The sequence below is a fragment of the Halothiobacillus sp. DCM-1 genome (assembly GCF_045689735.1).
Taxonomy (GTDB): domain Bacteria; phylum Pseudomonadota; class Gammaproteobacteria; order Halothiobacillales; family Halothiobacillaceae; genus Halothiobacillus.
Genome location: NZ_CP142685.1, coordinates 203,590 through 221,744, shown reverse-complemented (window position 1 = coordinate 221,744; position 18,155 = coordinate 203,590). Strand labels below are relative to the sequence as shown.

The 18,155-nt window shown below is 63.8% G+C and carries 19 protein-coding genes; 15 read left to right on the top strand and 4 right to left on the bottom strand.

Annotated elements, in window-relative coordinates; all coding sequences use genetic code 11:
• Positions 1-38 precede the first annotated feature (38 nt).
• From mtgA to VOI35_RS01055, 4 genes are all read right to left on the bottom strand, one after another.
• A complete protein-coding gene (mtgA, locus tag VOI35_RS01070; RefSeq protein ID WP_407276061.1) occupies positions 39-755 on the bottom strand; it encodes a monofunctional biosynthetic peptidoglycan transglycosylase in 717 nt (238 codons plus the stop codon).
• Between the two features lie 162 nt (positions 756-917).
• The gene (locus tag VOI35_RS01065; RefSeq protein ID WP_407276060.1) at positions 918-1,382 is read right to left on the bottom strand and encodes a pilin; all 465 of its coding nucleotides are present in this window, start codon (positions 1,380-1,382) and stop codon (positions 918-920) included.
• Positions 1,383-1,484: 102 nt separating this feature from the next.
• Positions 1,485-2,168 carry an ABC transporter ATP-binding protein gene (locus VOI35_RS01060; protein WP_407276059.1) on the bottom strand — a complete coding sequence of 228 codons (684 nt, stop codon included), beginning with the start codon at positions 2,166-2,168 and terminating at the stop codon, positions 1,485-1,487.
• Positions 2,161-3,408 carry a lipoprotein-releasing ABC transporter permease subunit gene (locus tag VOI35_RS01055; protein ID WP_407276058.1) on the bottom strand — a complete coding sequence of 416 codons (1,248 nt, stop codon included), beginning with the start codon at positions 3,406-3,408 and terminating at the stop codon, positions 2,161-2,163. Before VOI35_RS01055 ends, VOI35_RS01060 begins: the two co-directional genes overlap by 8 nt.
• A 212-nt stretch (positions 3,409-3,620) precedes the next feature.
• Between VOI35_RS01055 and VOI35_RS01050 the strand changes: the two genes are divergently transcribed.
• The 15 genes from VOI35_RS01050 to VOI35_RS00980 all read left to right on the top strand — a co-directional run bounded on the left by VOI35_RS01050 (position 3,621) and on the right by VOI35_RS00980 (position 18,144).
• Positions 3,621-3,944: a hypothetical protein gene (locus VOI35_RS01050; protein ID WP_407276057.1), complete on the top strand. Its 324-nt coding sequence runs from the start codon at positions 3,621-3,623 to the stop codon at positions 3,942-3,944.
• A gap of 54 nt (positions 3,945-3,998) precedes the next feature.
• The gene (locus VOI35_RS01045; RefSeq protein ID WP_407276056.1) at positions 3,999-4,193 is read left to right on the top strand and encodes a DUF2892 domain-containing protein; all 195 of its coding nucleotides are present in this window, start codon (positions 3,999-4,001) and stop codon (positions 4,191-4,193) included.
• Positions 4,194-4,197: 4 nt separating this feature from the next.
• The gene (locus VOI35_RS01040; protein WP_407276055.1) at positions 4,198-5,223 is read left to right on the top strand and encodes a hypothetical protein; all 1,026 of its coding nucleotides are present in this window, start codon (positions 4,198-4,200) and stop codon (positions 5,221-5,223) included.
• 141 nt (positions 5,224-5,364) lie between these two features.
• Positions 5,365-6,411, top strand: a complete 1,047-nt coding sequence (locus VOI35_RS01035) for a PotD/PotF family extracellular solute-binding protein (RefSeq protein WP_407276054.1) — start codon at positions 5,365-5,367, stop codon at positions 6,409-6,411.
• The gene (locus VOI35_RS01030; protein WP_407276053.1) at positions 6,408-8,126 is read left to right on the top strand and encodes a diguanylate cyclase domain-containing protein; all 1,719 of its coding nucleotides are present in this window, start codon (positions 6,408-6,410) and stop codon (positions 8,124-8,126) included. Before VOI35_RS01035 ends, VOI35_RS01030 begins: the two co-directional genes overlap by 4 nt.
• Positions 8,127-8,288: 162 nt before the next feature.
• Positions 8,289-9,575 (top strand): cation:proton antiporter, encoded by a 1,287-nt coding sequence (locus VOI35_RS01025; RefSeq protein WP_407276052.1) that lies wholly within the window; start codon positions 8,289-8,291, stop codon positions 9,573-9,575.
• 49 nt (positions 9,576-9,624) lie between these two features.
• Positions 9,625-9,864, top strand: a complete 240-nt coding sequence (locus tag VOI35_RS01020) for an acyl carrier protein (RefSeq protein ID WP_407276051.1) — start codon at positions 9,625-9,627, stop codon at positions 9,862-9,864.
• A 24-nt stretch (positions 9,865-9,888) separates the two neighbouring features.
• Complete coding sequence (locus VOI35_RS01015; protein WP_407276050.1) at positions 9,889-11,139, top strand: beta-ketoacyl-[acyl-carrier-protein] synthase family protein; 1,251 nt, start codon at positions 9,889-9,891, stop codon at positions 11,137-11,139.
• A gap of 63 nt (positions 11,140-11,202) precedes the next feature.
• Complete coding sequence (locus VOI35_RS01010) at positions 11,203-11,451, top strand: phosphopantetheine-binding protein (RefSeq protein ID WP_407276835.1); 249 nt, start codon at positions 11,203-11,205, stop codon at positions 11,449-11,451.
• A 6-nt stretch (positions 11,452-11,457) separates the two neighbouring features.
• On the top strand, positions 11,458-12,102 hold the full coding sequence (locus VOI35_RS01005; protein WP_407276049.1) for a hypothetical protein: 645 nt from the start codon (positions 11,458-11,460) through the stop codon (positions 12,100-12,102).
• An 8-nt stretch (positions 12,103-12,110) separates the two neighbouring features.
• Complete coding sequence (locus VOI35_RS01000; protein WP_407276048.1) at positions 12,111-13,790, top strand: AMP-binding protein; 1,680 nt, start codon at positions 12,111-12,113, stop codon at positions 13,788-13,790.
• A complete protein-coding gene (locus VOI35_RS00995) occupies positions 13,787-14,698 on the top strand; it encodes an acyl-CoA synthetase (RefSeq protein WP_407276047.1) in 912 nt (303 codons plus the stop codon). The genes VOI35_RS01000 and VOI35_RS00995 overlap by 4 nt, the downstream gene beginning before the upstream one ends.
• A gap of 42 nt (positions 14,699-14,740) precedes the next feature.
• A complete protein-coding gene (locus VOI35_RS00990; protein WP_407276046.1) occupies positions 14,741-15,310 on the top strand; it encodes an outer membrane lipoprotein carrier protein LolA in 570 nt (189 codons plus the stop codon).
• A 25-nt stretch (positions 15,311-15,335) separates the two neighbouring features.
• Positions 15,336-17,705, top strand: a complete 2,370-nt coding sequence (locus tag VOI35_RS00985) for an MMPL family transporter (RefSeq protein ID WP_407276045.1) — start codon at positions 15,336-15,338, stop codon at positions 17,703-17,705.
• Complete coding sequence (locus VOI35_RS00980) at positions 17,671-18,144, top strand: 3-hydroxylacyl-ACP dehydratase (RefSeq protein WP_407276044.1); 474 nt, start codon at positions 17,671-17,673, stop codon at positions 18,142-18,144. The genes VOI35_RS00985 and VOI35_RS00980 overlap by 35 nt, the downstream gene beginning before the upstream one ends.
• Positions 18,145-18,155: the final 11 nt, after the last annotated feature.

The following is an 18,155-nucleotide window of genomic DNA, read 5'->3' as shown; positions in this document are numbered from 1 at the left end:
TGAGCCAGACCATACGAGCGGATAGCCGCACAGCCAGCTCAGGGAATCTCGGAGCGATTCATCCGCGCGGCAATGCTCGATGCACGGCGGTTGAGCCCTCGGGCACCGAGGTTATCCTGATAAAACCGGGGATTCGGCAACATCGCCGCCAACAGCGCGGCTTCGCTCGACGAGAGCGCCGAGGCGGGTTTGTGGAAGTAATACGCACTGGCCGCCCCGATGCCATAGAGCAAATCGCCCCATTCCACGACATTCAGATACAACTCCAGAATGCGGCGTTTGCTCAGCGTGGCTTCGAGCATGACGGTGATGATCGCCTCCTCGCCCTTGCGCCACAAGGTTTTATCCGGCGTTAAAAAGAGGTTGCGCGCCAACTGCTGGCTGATGGTCGAACCCCCGGCGGCATACTCGCCTTCCGCCCAGTTTTTCTGTAGTGCCTCCTGGATGCCAGTCCAGTCGAAGCCGTGATGCTGCATGAAGCGGTCATCCTCCGACGCCACCACCGCCCGCTTCAACACCGGCGCGATGGCGTCATACGCCACCCACTGTTGCCGCAGCGCGGCGCGCGGATTCACGGCACGCACCAGCGCCAACCGTTCCCGCATGAAGGCGGTGGTCGTCGGGTGCTCTGTGCGCAATTGCCAGACCTGCCAGAAAAACCAGCCCTGAACCAGCAAAAACGCCAGCAGCAAGACGACGAAGATTCGCCAGAACCAGCGCCACAACCCGCCTTTTTTTCCGTGATGGATTGCCATAACGCCCCTGTGTTGCTGCCCAGCTCATTCCCGATCGATTTATTTTGTCAAAATTGTCCCCAACGGTTGGTTCCTTTTCGTCATTTTTTGACAACCGTGGGCAAAGGCTGACGCAAAAAAAAGCCGCCCGAAGGCGGCTTCAAGGCCGTGTCGATGCCTGCCTTACGGCCGCCATGCCTGCGGCAGATAGCGATCCGGGAAGCCACAGGCCGCCTGCCAGCGAATCGCACCGGGCGAGCTGGTAATCGGGCTCAGCACGCACTTGTTAGCCGCACCGGCGATGGCGGTATTCGCTTTGTTACCATAGACGAGATCGATGACCCCGCCATTTTCTACCGACACCGATGACACATAGTTACCCGCAATCGAACTAGGGCTCGCCAGTCCGAGTGAAGTGTTATTGCCGGGATTGCCGCTGTTGGGAAAGCTCGGGTGGCTACTCTGCCACTCCGCCAGCGCCAGTTGTGGTCCGGACACGAGACTTAATCCCTCAGCCACCTGGCTGCGAATGATGTAATCCTGGTACGCGAACATCGCGATAGCGGCCAAAATGCCGATGATGGCAATGGTGATCATCAACTCGATCAGCGTAAACCCGCGGGCAAGGCGGTGGCGAACGGTGTTCATGGGGCGGCTCCTGAAAATCCATGGGTGTTAGAGAAAGATTCCCTGACCCATCGACAAAGCAAACCGCGTGCCAGCGCTGCGCCCTGTGTCGCCCTCGGTTAATCAGGCGTGCAACAAACCATCGCGCATGGTGAGCAGGCGCCCCATTCGGGCGGCCAGTTGCCGGTCATGGGTGACCAGCACGATCGCCGTGCCCAGCGACTGATTCAGCGCCTGCATGGCCTCGAACACGCCCTCGCTGCTCTGGCTGTCGAGATTTCCCGTCGGCTCATCCGCCAGCACGACCGCTGGCCGGGTGACGATCGCCCGGGCAATCGCAACGCGTTGCCGCTCCCCGCCGGACAATTCCGCCGGACGATGCGCTGCCCGCGCCGCCAGCCCCACCTGCGCCAGAATCTGCTGCGCCTGCTGGCGCGCCGCCCGATGGGCAACCCCCCGGATCAATAACGGCATGGCCACATTGTCTTCTGCGGAAAACTCCGGCAGCAGGTGATGCGCTTGATAGACGAACCCGAGATGCCGATTACGCCAATGCCCGCGCGCGGTTTCCCCCAGGCGCGAAAACGCGGCACCGGCAAGCAGCACCTCGCCCTGATCGGGTCGATCCAGCCCGCCCATCAATTGCAGCAGGGTGGATTTTCCCGAACCGGAAGCGCCGACAATCGCCAGCATCTCCCCGGCGCGCACGGTCAGATCAATACCCTTGAGCACCGGCACGCTCAGCGGACCCTCGGCATAGGTGCGATGCAGACCGTTGGCCTGCAGGACAATCACAGGATCACTCATAACGCAGCGCCTCCGCCGGTTGCACGCGCGAAGCACTCCACGCGGGATAAATGGTTGCGAGGAATGACAGGCCGAACGCCATCAGCCCGACATGCCAGACATCCGCCCAATCCAGCCGCGAGGGCACCTCGCTGATGTAATACACATCGGCGGGCATGAACTGCGTCCCGGTCAGGTGTTCGATCCACGGCACGATGGTTTCGACATGGCTGGCGATCAAGACGCCCAGCGCCACGCCGATCAGCGTCCCGATCAGGCCGATCACCGTGCCGGTGATCAGAAAGATCCGCAGAATGCTGCCGGGGCTCGCGCCCAGCGTGCGCAGGATCGCAATGTCCGCGCGCTTGTCGGTCACGATCATCACCAGGGTGGACACGATATTGAATGCCGCCACCGCCACGATCAGCGAGAGGATGATGAACATCACCGTGCGTTCGGTCTGCACGGCGCGGAAAAAGTTGCCATTCGCCTGCGTCCAGTCCGTCACCCAATACGGGTTACCCAGTTTGAGATTCAGATCACGCGCCACCCAGGGCGCGCGGAACATATCGTCGAGCTTCAGCCGCAGGCCACTCACCCCATCGCCCAGCCGAAACAGCGCCTGCGCATCACTCAAATCGATGAATGCCGAGCCGCGATCGTATTCATACATCCCCACCTTGAAAATCCCGACCACGGTGAATTGCCGCTGGCGCAACAACCCGCCAACCGGCGTCACTGCCACATTCGCGGTAATCAGCATCAGTTTGTCACCCACCGTCACGCCAAGGCTTTCGGCCAGCGCTTGACCCAGCACGATGCCAAACGAACCCGGCTGCAAATCATTGAGTGCCCCCGCCACCATGTGTCGGCCAATGTCGGTCACGCCATCCTCAAGGTTCGGCTCGATCCCACGGATAATGGCACCCGAAACATGCGGCGGTGCCGAAAGCATCGCCTCGGCCTGCACATAGGGCGCGCTGGCCAGCACATGCGGTTCCTGCTTCACCGCCGCCGCCAAGCCCTGCCAATTCCCCAACGCCCGATTGCCTTCGGTGATCGTGGCATGCGCCGTCATCCCCAGAATGCGGTGCCGCAGTTCATCCTGAAAACCATTCATCACCGAAATCACCACGATCAACGCCGTCACCCCCAGGGTGATGCCAATGATCGATGTGGCCGAGATAAACGACACGAAGCGGTTGCGGCGCTTGGCACGCGTGTAGCGCAGGCCAATCAGCCATTCAAAACGGTTCAGCATGCATACGGCCTTTCATGAAAATCAAACCCCCGCCCCACTACCGATCGCGACCCATCGCGCGGCAACCGCCCGGCAGTGTATCAGCCCGACTGCAGCCTTCGGCATAGCGCCTTCGACGACGGGCACAGTGAATGATTCCCTCCGCCGGGTTCCGGCGGTATGCTAACCTCCGGATGTTTTTCATTTTGGGATGATTCTGGAGAAAAATGGTTATGGAACACCGCACCCGCCCCCCGCTCGCCCTACTCGCCCTCGCCAGCCTGTTGATCGCTGCGCCGCTGGCTTCTGCCGACACATTGGAGAAAATGCCGGACATCAACCGCGCCAAGCCCGGCAGCGAATTTTATGTGCATGGCCTTTCCATGTCGCAAGTCGAGAAAAGATTTGGCGCCCCGAAGCACAAACAAGCGCCAGTCCCCGCCGTCGGCACCCGCTATAACCCGCCGATCACGCGCTGGGATTACCCCCAGTTCACCGTGTATTTCGAACATGGCCGTGCGATTCATCTGGTGAAAGACCATAAACGCGTCGAGTGATCTACACTCGTGTTCTGCCTCAATTCTTCCCCCCTGTTCACACGGAGTAGCGCCATGAAAGCGAATGTTGGCTCAATCGATAAAATTCTGCGGATCGTCGTCGGCCTGGCCTTGATTCTGCTGGCGGTTTTTCATGTGATTGGCTGGTGGGGGTATATCGGCATCGTCCCGCTGCTGACGGCATTGGTGAATTTCTGCCCGGCCTACACCTTGCTGGGGCTCAATACCAAAGGCAAATCCGCCGAGTAACTCGATGCGGCAACGACCCGCGACAAGCCGCTGGCTGCTGCTGGCGGCTTTTGTTTTATCTGCCGGGCGGGTGCAGGCCGAGGCGCTGCCGCCGGTCATCGATGAAGCCAGCGGCCTGATCGCCTCGGGCATCACGGCCGATCGTTACTGGACCCATAACGACAACATCAACCTGCCCGCCTCCAGCCGCCGCAGCCCGCCCCGCCTCTTCGCCATTCGCTCGACCGGCGCGCTGCTCGGTAGCCTGACGCTCACGGGCGTACAACAGCGGGACTGGGAGGGCATCAGCCAGGCTCGACTCGATGGCCGTTCGACGCTCATCGTCGGCGACATCGGTGATAACCGGAATACCTGGCCGGATTACCGCCTTTGGTTCGTGCCGGAGCCGACGACCTTGGGCGACCAGGTGCCCACGGCACCCAGTGCGGTGTTGCGTTTCCGCTATCCCGATCAACAACCCGCGCCCCAGCGCCCGGGGGGATTCAGCGGCGGGCATGATGCCGAAGCGCTGGCGATCGACGCCGCCACCGGGCAGGCGCTCATCCTGACCAAGCGCGAAAAGCCCGCCCGATTATTCGCCGTGCCACTCGATGCCCGAACGGCGCTCAGCCTCACGCCGTCGGGTACGCTCAGCCCGCCGCTGAAGAAATGCCCGGTGATCACCGCAACCCCCCTCGCGACCCTGCCGCCGCTGCCGGCTCCGAGCCTGTGGCAGCAACTCCTCGCACCCTGGATTGCGCCCTATGCGGATCAACCCACCGATCTCGCGATCAGCCCGAATGGCCGCATCATCGCCCTCCTGAGCTATAGCGCCATCTACTATTTCACCCGCCAGCCCGGGCAGAGCTGGAATGAGGTTTTCCGGCAGCCCGCCGCCATCGATGCCCTGCCCAGCATCGAACAATGGGAAGGGCTCAGCTTCAGCCCGGATGGCCGACAGGTGCTCGTCGTGCGGGAGGGCAGCGGGAACGATGCCCTGCAGATTCGCCCGGTGCCCGCCGCCTTGCCAACGGCGTCCGGCGGCTCCTGAAAAATTTGCTTGCGCTGGCCGTAATTCCTCGCAAACTAACCCAAGGAACACAGACTGAGGCGATCTCGCAAGGAACCATGGATCATGCCCTTCCCCCCGCTCAACCCCGCTGCGCGCAGCCCCTGCCCCGGTTCATGAATCATGAGCCGACGCTGGATTCTGCTCGGCCTGTGCTTACTGATGCTCACCCCGCATGGCATCGCCAAGGCCACCGTGCTGCGCGTGCTGGCCTGGCCGGGCTATGTCTCCCCCGCCGTGTTGGCCGCGTTCGAACACCACCATCAGGTGGAGGTCGAGCTCACCACCATTGATTCCGACGACACACTCTGGGAAAAAATCCGCAATCCGGCGAGCCCGTATGATGTCTTCGCGGTCAACACCGCCGAACTGCAACGCTACATCGCCGCCGGTCTGGTGCAGCCCATCGACCCCGAAAAAATCCCGCGGCTCGACGAACAGAACGCGGCCTTCCGCACCCCGGCGGCGATCCCCGGCCTCATCCATCACGGCCAACTGTTTGCGGTGCCCTACACCTACGCGGCGATGGGGTTGATCTACGACCCGGCTCAGTGGCCAACACCGCCCCGCAGCATCCGGGCGCTGTGGGATCCGCACTATCAAGGCAAAGTGCTGGTCTATGACGGCGGTACCCATAATTTCACGCTGGCCGCCCAAAGCCTCGATCTCCCCGATCCTTTCCAGCTCGGCGAGCAGGACTGGCGCCCCGTCGTTGATCGGCTCATCGCCCTGCGGCGCAATGTGCTGACCTTTTACCAAACGCCGGAACAATCCGTGCGCCTGTTCCAGCGCCATCACATCGCCCTGATGCTCGCCAATTACGGCAGCCAGCAAATGCGCCTGATGGCCGAGGCCGGAGTCAAAGCAGGCTTCACCCTCCCGGAAGAGGGTGCTCTGACCTGGCTCGACACCTGGGCGATTGCCCGCCGCAGCACGCATCCAACCCTGGCACACGCCTGGATCAACGCCATGCTGAGCGCCGAATCCGCCCACGCGCTGCAAGACACCCAAGGATTAGCCAGCACCCGCGCGCTACCCGCCGAGTGGCAACCCGCCCGCATCCGCTGGCTCAAACCCGTTGAAAACCCCGCGCGGCGCGCGGCGCTGTGGCAACGCATCGAATCCGGCGATCAGCCAGATAAACTGCAGACGCAGGTCAATGCACCATGACCGCCCGACTCGCCACGCGCTTCGGCCTGATCATCGCCCTCGTCGGGGTCTTGGCCGCCGGACTCACCGGGCTCTACGGCTATCTGCAAAGCCGCACCATGCTGACGGCGGCCGCCGAAAACCGCCTACTCACCGCCACCCGCGTTCTGGCGCGACAAGTCGAAGTCGCCTATGCCACCTCGCGCCGCAATGCCCTGATGCTGGCCGATCACCCGAATGCCCGGCAAATCCTGCAGGCCCCCACCCTCGCCGCCACCCCGCTGACCGCTGGCGCCGCGCAACTATTCAGCACCATGCTCGAAAATTACCCCGAGTACTTTCAGGTTCGTCTCATCGGCGCCGCCCACCACGGGCTCGAACGGGTACGGGTGGATCGGCTCGATCACGGCAGCTTGATCGTCCCGCCGCAGGATCTGCAAGAAAAGAACACCGCCGCCTATGTGTACGACACGCTCAAACTACCCGCCGGCGGGGTGTATATCTCCCCGGCCTCGATCAATCATGAAGCGGGCGCCCACGCCGCCGCCAACCAGCCCACCGTCCAGATTGCCGCCCCCGTCGATAACGGGCAGGGACAGGCCATCGGCCTCATCGTCATCAGCCTCGACCTCAACGGCCTGTTCCGCCAACTGGCGCAGGATCTCCCGCCAGGCTTGGAGTTGTACTTAACCAACAGCGACGGCGACTTTCTGATTCACCCCGACGGGCGGCGCGCCTTCGCCTTCGACCGCGGGCAAACCGAACTCATCCAACACAGCGTGCCCGGCAGTAGCGTGTTGTTCGGCTCCAAACCACAGCATGAACTCGTCACCCTGCATGGCCAGGGCGCACAAACCACCGTCGCCGCTTTCGTGCGTCAACCCTTACCCGCAGATGCTGGCGAAAAAGCGCTGGTCATCGGCCTCGCGCAACCGCTGGACACCGTTCTGGCGCAAAGTGACGCCCTGGGCTGGATGATTATCAAGATTGTGCTCGTGCTCAGCCTGCTGGCGTTCGGTGTCGCTTTACTGACCGCCCGCGCCATCAGCCACCCCCTAGGTCAGATCATCGACGCCATCGAAGATTTTGGCCTGCAACGGGAATCCAGCGCCTTACCGCTGAGCCGGCAGGACGAACTCGGCACCCTGGCACGCGCGTTCGCCGCCATGCGCCAGCAGATCAACGAACAACTCGAACAGATCAACAGCCAACGCAATGCCCTGGATCTCTTGGCTCGGCATGACAGCCTTACCGGGCTGCCAAACCGCCGCGTCTTCGCCGAACGGCTCGAACAGGCGATCGCCCGCGCGGGGCGCGTCGGCGAATCGCTCGCCGTGCTGTTCATCGACCTCGATCAATTCAAACCGATCAACGACACCTTTGGCCACGCCGCCGGCGACGCCGTGCTGCAAGCCGTGGCCGAACGACTGCGCACCCGTCTGCGCACCGAAGACACCCTCGCACGGCTGGGCGGCGACGAATTCATCGCGCTGATCGACCACGCCCCCGACGAAGCCGGGCTCCACCGCCTGATCGACAACCTGCGCCACAGTCTGGACGCGCCCATCCACTGGCAAGGCCATGCCCTGCTCTGCACCGCAAGCATCGGCTACAGCCGCTACCCCGACGATGCCCGCACCGCCGATGCGCTGGTTGCCCGCGCGGATGAATCGATGTACCGCGCCAAAGCCGCTGGCGGCAACCGCACGGGCGAACGGCAACCGCCGGGGCGTTGATCGGGCGCGCTTCCTGTGTGCCAGCCTTCCCCCTGGTCGCCCTCAAATTTGCGAGAGAAGGCAAAACTCAAGCTCGTTGCTGCCCCGGTGGAGATACGGGCTTATTACTGCGTCTGACAGCACAACCTGCTAGGCTGCGACCAATTTCACCCGGACAGCCTCATGCCGCCCATCGACAGTGCCACACACCACACCGAAACCCTGGTGTTCTTTACCCTGCTTCAGCTTACCGTCATCATCCTGGCGGCGCGCCTGGCGGGTTCGGTTGCCCTCCGCCTGGGACAAGCCGCCGTGGTCGGCGAGATTCTGGTCGGGATTCTGCTGGGTCCCTCGCTGCTGGGCTGGCTTGCGCCCGAACCTTTTCATTATGTTTTTCACCACATCGATGGCGCGCCGATGCAGGTTCTCGCCCAGATCGGCCTGGTGCTGCTGATGTTTCAGATCGGGCTATCGTTCGAATTCGCGCATCTTGCGCAACGAACCCACCGGCGCGCCGTCGCCGTCATCGCCTTCGCCAGCCTCGTCCTACCGTTCAGCCTGGGACTGGCGGTGGGCGGCTTGAGTGCGCCGCAGCTTTCGCCCGCAGCGCACCCGCTGGCCTCGGCTCTGTTCGTCGCCACGGCCTTTTCGATTACCGCCCTGCCGATTCTGGGGCGCATCATGCTCGAATTTGGCCTGACCCAGACCCCGCTGGGGGTCATCACCATCAGCGCGGCCGCCATCAACGATGTCGTCGGCTGGCTGTTGTTGATGCTGGTCAGCATGATTGCGCTCTCCGCCTTCGACCCGGCACGATTCGCCCTGCATGTCACGCTGGTGTTGGGGTTCTTCCTGCTGGCCTGGCTTGTCATTCGTCCCATCTTGGTGGGATTGATCCATCGCTTCGACACCGGCGGCAGTGCATTGCCCGCGCACACGCTCGGCCTGGTGCTGGCCGCCATCTTTCTCTCGGCCATGACCACTTATTCGCTGGGGATTTTCGCCATTTTCGGCGGGTTCCTCGCGGGGGTGTTGCTCCATCGGGAACAGCGGTTCGCCGCCGCCTGGGATCAGCAGGTCAGCCCGTTCGTGACGGTGTTCTTTCTACCGATTTTTTTTACCTACACGGGGCTCCGTACCGATATTGGCAGCCTGAACAGTATGGAAAGCTGGCTCTGGTGCCTGCTGATTCTGTTCACCGCGATGGCCGGCAAATTCGGCGGTGCCTACCTCGCCGCGCGCCTGGCCGGGAAAACGCCGACCGAGAGCAAAATCATCGGCATCATGATGAATACCCGGGCGCTGATGGAGTTGATCATCATCAATGTGGGCTATGACCTGGGCGCCATTTCCCGCGAGGTCTTTACCATGCTGGTCATCATGGCCATCGTCAGCACCGTCCTGACCGCTCCACTTTTGCGCCGCTGGTTACCGGCGGCCGGGTTGCCAGTCGGCACGGCACGCGGCTAGCATGTGCAGATATTTCTGTTCTTGATTGCCCTACTGAAGCTGATTCGTCATGGATGCCCTCGAACTCATTCGCCAGTTTCTCACCGAACACACCCACACCGATCCGGCGTTGTTGACGCCCGATGCCCGACTCGCGGATCTGGGGATTGACTCGTTCACCCTGCTGGAATTGATTTTCGCGTTTGAGGAGCGCTGGCAGGTGAGCATCCCCAACGACACCGAAACTCCAGACACCGTGCGGGATCTGATTACCCTGGTCGAGCGCTTTCGCCCGAACCAGCCTGCCTGAACCCAGCCGAATGAGGCGCTCGCCATGACTGTTCGGCGCGTTGCCGTAACCGGCCTCAGCCTGATCGATCCCCAGGGGGAATCCACCGAGGCCTATTTTGCCCGCCTGCTGGCGGGCCAATCGGCCATCACCCTGCATACCACCGATGACCCGCCCAACGGCCTGCGCGTACCCGCCGTGCGCTGCACCGGGTTTGATCCGCTGGCTCGGCTGGACAAGCCCAGCCTGGCCACGATGGATCGTTATACCCAGCTCGGCGTGGCAGCGGCGTTTGAAGCCTGGGATCAAGCCGGCCTGCCGCGCGAACCCGGCCAGGATCTCCCCGAAGCCGGAGTCGCCTGGGGTTCGGCACTCGGGGGCACGCTTGCCTATGAACAGGGTTACCGCGCGCTGTGGTTCGAGGGTCAGAGCCGGTTATCCCCCCTCTCCGTCGTGCAAGGCATGAACAATGCTGCCTCAGCGCAAATCGGCATCCATCTGGGCTTGGGGAACGCGAGCCTGACCTACACCGTGGCCTGTGCCTCGGCCGCCACGGCCATTGGCGAAGCTTTCGAACGCATCCGCCACGGTCAGGCAAAGATCATGGTGGCAGGTGGCTCGGATGCGCCGCTGGCCTTTGCCGTCATCCGCGCCTGGGAAGCGATGCGCGTACTGGCGCCGGGAGACGCCGACACGGCTCCGATGGCCTGCCGTCCCTTCCATGCCGGACGGCGCGGCTTGGTGCTGGCCGAGGCCGCCGCTGCGCTGATCCTCGAAGACTGGGCGCATGCCGAAGCGAGGGGGGCGCCGATTTTGGCCGAACTGGTCGGTTATGGCGTCAGTACCGATCACAGCCATCTGGTTCGCCCCGATGCCGCCGGTCAGGTGCGTGCGCTGCGCGCCGCGCTCGACCAAGGGGGGCTCCGCGCCGCCGACATCGGCTATGTCAATGCCCACGGCACCGCCACACGCGAAGGCGACCCGACCGAAATCGCCGCCCTGCGTCAGGTATTCGGGGCACATGCGGAAACCCTGCCCGTCAGTGCCACCAAATCCATGCACGGCCACGGCATGGGCGCGACCGGCGCGGTCGAGGCCGTCATCACGGTGCTCGCGTTGCAACAGGACGCGCTGCCACCGACCGCCCACCTGACCGAAATCGACCCGGCCTGTGCCGGAGTTTTACACCTCACCACCGCGCTGCGCGGCAGCGGCGTGCGCGCGGCGCTCTCCAACGCCTTCGCCTTTGGCGGCAGCAATGCCGTGCTTGCGTTCAAAGCCGTGCATCCGGTTTAATTGCCCGCCAAAAAGTTAAGGATGCGTTCTATGTCTGCCGTCGATCCGACCCCACCTGAAGCCCTGCGCCAGGAATTGGCCGTGCTGATTGTCAGCGCCTTGAATCTCGAAGTCCGCCCCGAAGAGATCGACCCCGCCGCGCCGCTGTTTGGCGAGGGGCTGGGTCTCGATTCGATCGACATCCTCGAAATCGCCATGGTTGTCTCCAAGCGCTATGGCTTTGCCTTACGCAGCGACGACGAACACAACACGCTGATCTTTTCTTCGCTCGACCATCTCGCGCAACACATCGCGGCTCATCGCAGCAAATAACGCCTCATGCCAAGCCGCCCCGCCCGCATCCAGCCTCTCGTGCTTACCGTGCTGCTCGGGCTGGATCTGGTGCTGGCCAATCTGCTCAGCCCGCAGGATCACATCGGCTGGCCACTGGCCGCCCTCGCGCTCCTGCCGGTTCTGCTGTTGACGCTACATGCCCTTTACCCGCACCTGGGACGCCTCGGACGGGGGCTCGCGCTGACCATTGGCCTCGGGCTGCTGACCCTGTTGCCCCCTTGGTTGAGCCAGCACATCGCGGCGTTGTATCTCCTGCAACATCTCGGCGCAAACCTCGCCCTCGGGCTCTGGTTCGGGCTGAGCCTGCGGCCGGGGCAGGAGCCCCTGGTCACGCGCTTCGCCCGGCCATTGCACCCCCGTTTTAGCCCGGCGCTGCACCACTATACCCGGCAAGTGACGCTCGCCTGGGCGCTGTTTTTCATGCTGATGGCCGCCGGCTCAATTACCCTGTTCCTCTGGGCACCGCGCACCGTCTGGTCGCTGTTTGCCAATGCGGCCACGCTGCCGCTGGTGGCCTTGATGTTTCTCGGGGAATTCCTCATGCGCCGCTGGGCATTACCCCCCGAAGACCGCCTCGACCCGTTGAGCGCCTGGCGCGCGTATCGTCAGGCAACCAAGGCCAGTCCATGAATCCCCCCATGAGCCAGCGCCCTCTCCTTGGCCACCCGCATCCGGATGCCGTGCTCTGCTACCGGGATACGCAGCCGGTCACGGCAGGTCAGTTTCTGCAGGAAGCCCAGACGCTGGCGCGGGCATTGCGGGCGCTCCCCGGCGGAGAAATCATCCACCTCTGCCAGGATCGTTATCGCTTTCTGCTCGGGTTTGCCGCCGTGCTGCTGGCCGGTAAAACCAACCTGCTGCCCGCCAATGACACCGCAGAAACCCTCCGGCAGTTGCATACGCAGTTTCCAGCCGCCTTCAGCCTGCATGATCGGGCGGACTGGCCGCATCCGTATGCGGCGTTTGCTTTTCCCGATGAGGTGTTCAATACATCGCCCGATCCCAGGGATGCAGCGGATTGGCCAAGCCTGCCCGCCGATCATGTCGCCGCCTGGGTGTTCACCTCCGGCTCGACCGGCCAGCCGGTCGGCCATCGCAAAACCTGGGGCAAACTGTGGCAGAACATCACCGCTGCCCGCACCGCACTCGGGCTGGATCCCGAACCTGGGCGCGATCACCCCCATCACCTGCTCGGCACGGTACCGCCCCAGCACATGTACGGGTTTGAATCCCTCGTTCTGCTCTGCCTGATCGGCGCCTGCCCGCTCTGGTGCGGCAAACCGTTTTATCCGGCCGACATCCTCGCCGCCCTGGATCGGTTGCCCCGCCCTCGGCAGCTCGTTACCACGCCCTATCACCTGCGGCTACTGCTGGAAGCCGACCTGGCTCCGCCACCCGTCGATCAACTCCTGCTGGCCACCGCCCCGCTCGATCCCGCGCTGGCCGCCCGCGCGGAACGCGCCTTCGGTGCGCCGCTCCACGAAATCTACGGCAGCACGGAAACCGGACAAATCGCGCTCCGTCGCCCCACGCAATCGGCAGATTGGCAACTCCTACCCGGTGTGGAATTACAGCCGGTCGCGCCCAACCGCTATCGCGCCTCGGGCGGGCACATCGAGCAACCGGTCGAGCTGGCCGATCATCTCGACCGGTTGCCCGACGGTCGGTTTCGTCTGCTCGGCCGGGTGGCGGATCAAGTCAATATCGCCGGCAAGCGCAACAGCCTCTCGCATCTCAGCGCACAACTCAAAGCCATCGATGGGGTGCTGGATGGGGTGTATTTTCAGCCAGACGATCACGCCGCGTCGCAAACTCGACTGTGCGCGCTGGTCGTCGCCCCATCGCGGACGGTCGAAGAACTGCGCGCGGAACTCCGGCAGCGCATCGACCCGGTTTTTCTCCCTCGCCCCCTGATTCTGCGGGACGCCCTGCCCTATAACGCAACCGGCAAGCTACCCAGAGCCGCCCTGCTCGCCGCGCTGGCCGAATACCGTCATCAACCACCGTCCCACTCTGACGGTTTCTGTCTGCCCGCCGAAACCCCGCTGTTTGCCGGACATTTTCCCGGTAACCCGCTGGTGCCCGGCGCGCTGCTGCTCGACTGGTTCCTGGGCGCGGTGCAAGCCGCCTTGCACGCTGAGCGCTCGGCGCTCGGCATCGAACAGGCCAAATTTCTCCATCCCGTCCGCCCCGGCGTGCGCGTCGAATACCGGCTCGATCCGCTCTCCACCGATCGCTGGCGCTTCACCCTGTACACACCCGAACAGGCCGTCGTGCAGGGCATACTGCGGCGCCTCTCGCCAGACCACGCCGGATGAATACCCCAAGCTGGCAAACCCGCCGTGAACGCGGCAGCCCCGCCGCCCTCCGGCTCATGCTCTGGCTCTCGCGCCGTCTGGGGCGATCGATCAGCCGCCTGATCCTGCCGGTCATCGCGTTGTATTTCACCCTGTTCGCGCCCAGCGTGCGCCGCGCGGCGCGACAGTACAGCCTGCGCCGGATCGGCCGCCTGCCGCGCTTTTCCGAGCGCTACCGACAGATTCTGTGCTTTGCCCGCACGGTGCATGATCGGGTGTTCCTGCTCAGCGGGCAGACCGAACGCTTCGCGCTGAGCGTCGAAAACGCCGCACTGTTCGATGAGCCTGGCGGGAAAATCCTGATCGGGGCGCATCTGGGCAGTTTCGAGGCTCTGCGCGCCGTCGGACAAACGCAGGGCGGACGGCGGGTCGCCATGATGATGTACCCGGAAAACGCCAAAAAAATCAACGAAATCCTCGCGATCATCAACCCCGGCGCCCGCGCCGACATCATTGCCCTCGGACAAATCGACAGCATGCTGGAAGCCGAACGGCGGCTGGCTCAGGGTGATTTGCTCGGCCTGCTGGCCGATCGCACCCTGCCCGGCGACCCCCCCCGGCTGCTGCCCTTCTTTGGCGCAGCCGCGCCATTTGCCGAGGGACCATTCCGGATCGCCGCCCTGCTGCGTCAACCCGTGTTGTTCATGGCGGGGCTTTATCTCGGCGGCAATCGGTATCACATCGTGTTCGCGCCGCTGGCCGATTTTCGCCACACCCCGCGCGCCGAACGGCAAGCAGCCATCGACGCGGCCATGCGGCGGTATGTCGCGCTGCTCGAAGCCCAGTGCCGTGCCGCGCCGGATAATTGGTTCAATTTTTTTGAATTTTGGCCGGAACCGCCGCCGGATGCTTCGATCCCGTCGCCGTAGTGCGACAATGGCGCACCGCATTTCAAAGGAAGCCCCGCTGTCATGCTTCGCTTATGGCCGCTGCTGTTGTGTTTCGTGATGCCGCCGCTCGCGGCCGCGCCAGAATTTACGGTGCAAACCATTCTCGCGGCGCTCGCCCAACACCCCGCGGGCACGGTGAAATTCACCGAAGCCAAATATTTCGGCGTGCTGGATGTCCCGCTGGAAAGTGAGGGCACGCTGCATTTTCGCGCCCCCGATTTTCTGGAAAAACACACCACCGCCCCCAGGGACGAGCGGCTGACGATCAACGGCTCGCAGATGCGCTACGAATCCGGTGGGCAAACGCTCACGCTCGATCTGGCCGATCAACCCGCCGCCAGCGTCTATGCCGATAGCCTGAAAAATCTGTTGAATGGCGATTATGCCCAGCTCCAAACCGAGTTCTACCTGCAATTGACCGGCAGCCCGGCGCACTGGGCATTGAGCCTGCGCCCCAAACAATCCGCGCTGCAATCGTTCGTGCAAAGCATCACCGTCGATGGCATGAACCGCGGCACTGGCGCGATCATCCAGCGCATCACCTATGAATCGCCGAATGGCGACCACAGCATCCTGACGCTCGCGCCATGACGGGTATCTCCCGGAGTATTTCGGCATGATCCGCCGCGCCTTCCGCCTCCCGCCAATCCTCTGGGCGTGGCTGCTGGTGCTGACCGTGTCGATCGGCATCATCAGCCAAACCCGCTTCACCGCCGATCTCTCCGCCTTCCTACCCGCCCAGGCCACCGCCGAGCAAACCTTTCTGGTCGATCAGATCCGCGCGGGCAGCCTTTCGCGCATGATTCTGGTCAGTCTCAGCGGCGGCACGCTCGCCGAACGCACCGCCGCCAGCCGCGCCCTGGGCAATGCCCTGCGCGCCGATCCGTTATTCAGCCAGGTGCAGAATGGTGATTCACCCAGCGCGCCCCAGGAACGCGCACTCCTGCTGCGCTACCGCTATCTGCTCAGTCCGCAGACCACGCCCGCCGAATTTACTGCCGAGGGACTGCATGCAGCGCTGGCGCAGGGTATCGACCTGCTGGCCTCGCCGTTTGGCACGCTGTGGCAACCGCTGTACCGGCAAGACCCCACCGGCGCTCTGTTTGGTCTATTGCAGCAAACCACGCAGCAGAACCGCCCCCGACAGCACGATGGGGTATGGGTTTCCCCCTCCGGCGACCGCGCACTGTTGATGCTGCAAACCCGCGCCGACGGCAGCGATACCGATGCCATGGCCGCCGCGCTCGCCGCCGTGCGGCAGCAATTTCAGGCCATACCGCATGCACCGGCACTCCAGTTGGCAATGACCGGCGCACCGGTGTTTTCGGTCGAGTCCCGCGAAATCATCAAAACCGAAGTCCACTGGTTCAGCCTGATCGGCAGCAGCGCGGTTTTTTTGCTGCTGTGGCTGGTGTATCGCTCACTGCCGCAGGTGCTGCTGGGTTTGCTGCCGGTTCTCACCGGCGTTCTCGTGGCGATCGCCGCCGTCAGTCTCGGCTTCGGCACCGTCCACGGCATCACCATCGGTTTTGGCACCACCTTGATCGGCGAGGCGGTCGATTACTCGATCTACTATTTCATTCACCGCGACCAATCACCGCAACGCGACCGGACGAGCTTCTGGCCGACGGTGCGACTGGGCGTACTGACCTCGATCACCGGCTTCGCCGCCTTGTTGTTTTCCGGCTTTCCGGGTCTGGCGCAGATCGGCCTCTATTCGATGGCCGGACTCGTGGCCGCCGCGCTGGTCACCCGCTTCGTGCTGCCCGCACTCGACCGTGGATTGCGCCCGCCCCCCGCCGACCAACCGCCGGTGCTCGATCGAGCCGGTGCCCGGCTGATCCCCTGGGTTCATCGCCTGCGGCGTACCCGCTGGCTGTGGCTGATCTTGAGCCTGCTCGCCGCGCTCTGGCTCATCAGCCAGCACGATCGACTCTGGCAAAGCGGCCTCTCGGGGCTGAACCCGATCCCCGCCCAAGCGCAACAGCTCGACGCCACACTGCGCCGTGACCTGCATGCCGACAGCGCCCGATACCTTCTCGTGCTGACCGCCGCCGATGCCGACGCCGCGCTGGCTCAGGCCGAACGCGCCGGTCAAGTGCTGGCGCCCTGGGTGGCACGGGGCGCACTGCGCGGTTTTGACAGTCCGGCGCAATGGCTCCCGAGCCGGGCGACCCAGCAGGTGCGGCAGGCCGCGCTGCCCTCCGCCGAGGCACTGAATCAGGCACTCGGTACGGCGCTGGTCGGTTTGCCGGTGAAACCCGCAACCCTGGCTCCCTTCGTGGCCGATATCGAAGCCAGCCGCCACCTGCCGCTCCTGACACAGGCCGACTATGCCGGGACAGATCTCGGCTTTGCACTGGACAACCTCCTGACCGAACAGCACGGGCGCTGGCATGCGCTGATTCGCCTGCACCCCGCGACCGCCCAGCCGCTGGATGTCGCCGCCCTGCGCGAGGCCTTGCAAGCCGCCGGGATTACCCATGCCCTGGTGATCGACATGGATCATCAATCCCGCGACCTGTTTGACGGCTATCTGCACGATACCCAATGGCTCTCGCTCATCGGCTTCGGCGCGATCACCCTCCTGCTGGCGCTGGCGCTGCGCCAACCCCAACGGCTGCTGCGCGTTCTGTCGCCCCTCGTGATGGCCGTCGTGCTGGTCATGGCGGGGCTGCTGCTGGCCGGAAAGTCGTTGAATATCCTGAACTTGATCGGCCTGCTGCTGATCGTCGCGATCGGCTCGAATTACGCCCTGTTTTTCAATCAGGGACAGAGCCCGGCACCGCGCACCCTCGCCGCCCTAGCGCTGGCCAACCTCACCACGGTGATCGCCTTCGGCACCCTGGCCTTTTCCTCTTTGCCGATTCTCAATGCCTTTGGCAGTACCGTCGCGCCCGGTGCGGTGCTCGCCCTCTGGCTAGCCGCTGCCTTTTCCGCAACCGAAGCCCATGACCCAGACGCAAATGACGACGCCACATCCTGACACTGCGCGCATCCCGGCGCTGTTACCCCACCAAGGCCGGTTGTGCCTGCTCGATCGAGTACTCGACTGGGATGAAACCCGCATTCGCTGTGCCGCCGACAACCATCGGGCGCCGGATCACCCCCTCCGCTGGCAGGGGCAGCTTGGCAGCCTGATCGGCATCGAATACGCAGCGCAAGCAATGGCGCTGCATGGCGCCCTGCGCGCGCCCGCCGACCAGCCCATCCGGCAGGGCATGATTACGCGCGTGCAGCACATACAAGCTCACATTGACCGGCTCGATACTCTGCCCGGTGCGTTGGACATTCTCGCTACCCGCCTGATGGGCGATGACCATGTCGTGCGCTATGGCTTTATCCTCTCGCATGACGGCCACACCCTGCTCTCGGGCGAAGCCAGCGTGCTGCTCAGCGCGTCCCCATCTCCCACAAGTCACTGACGAGACTGCCC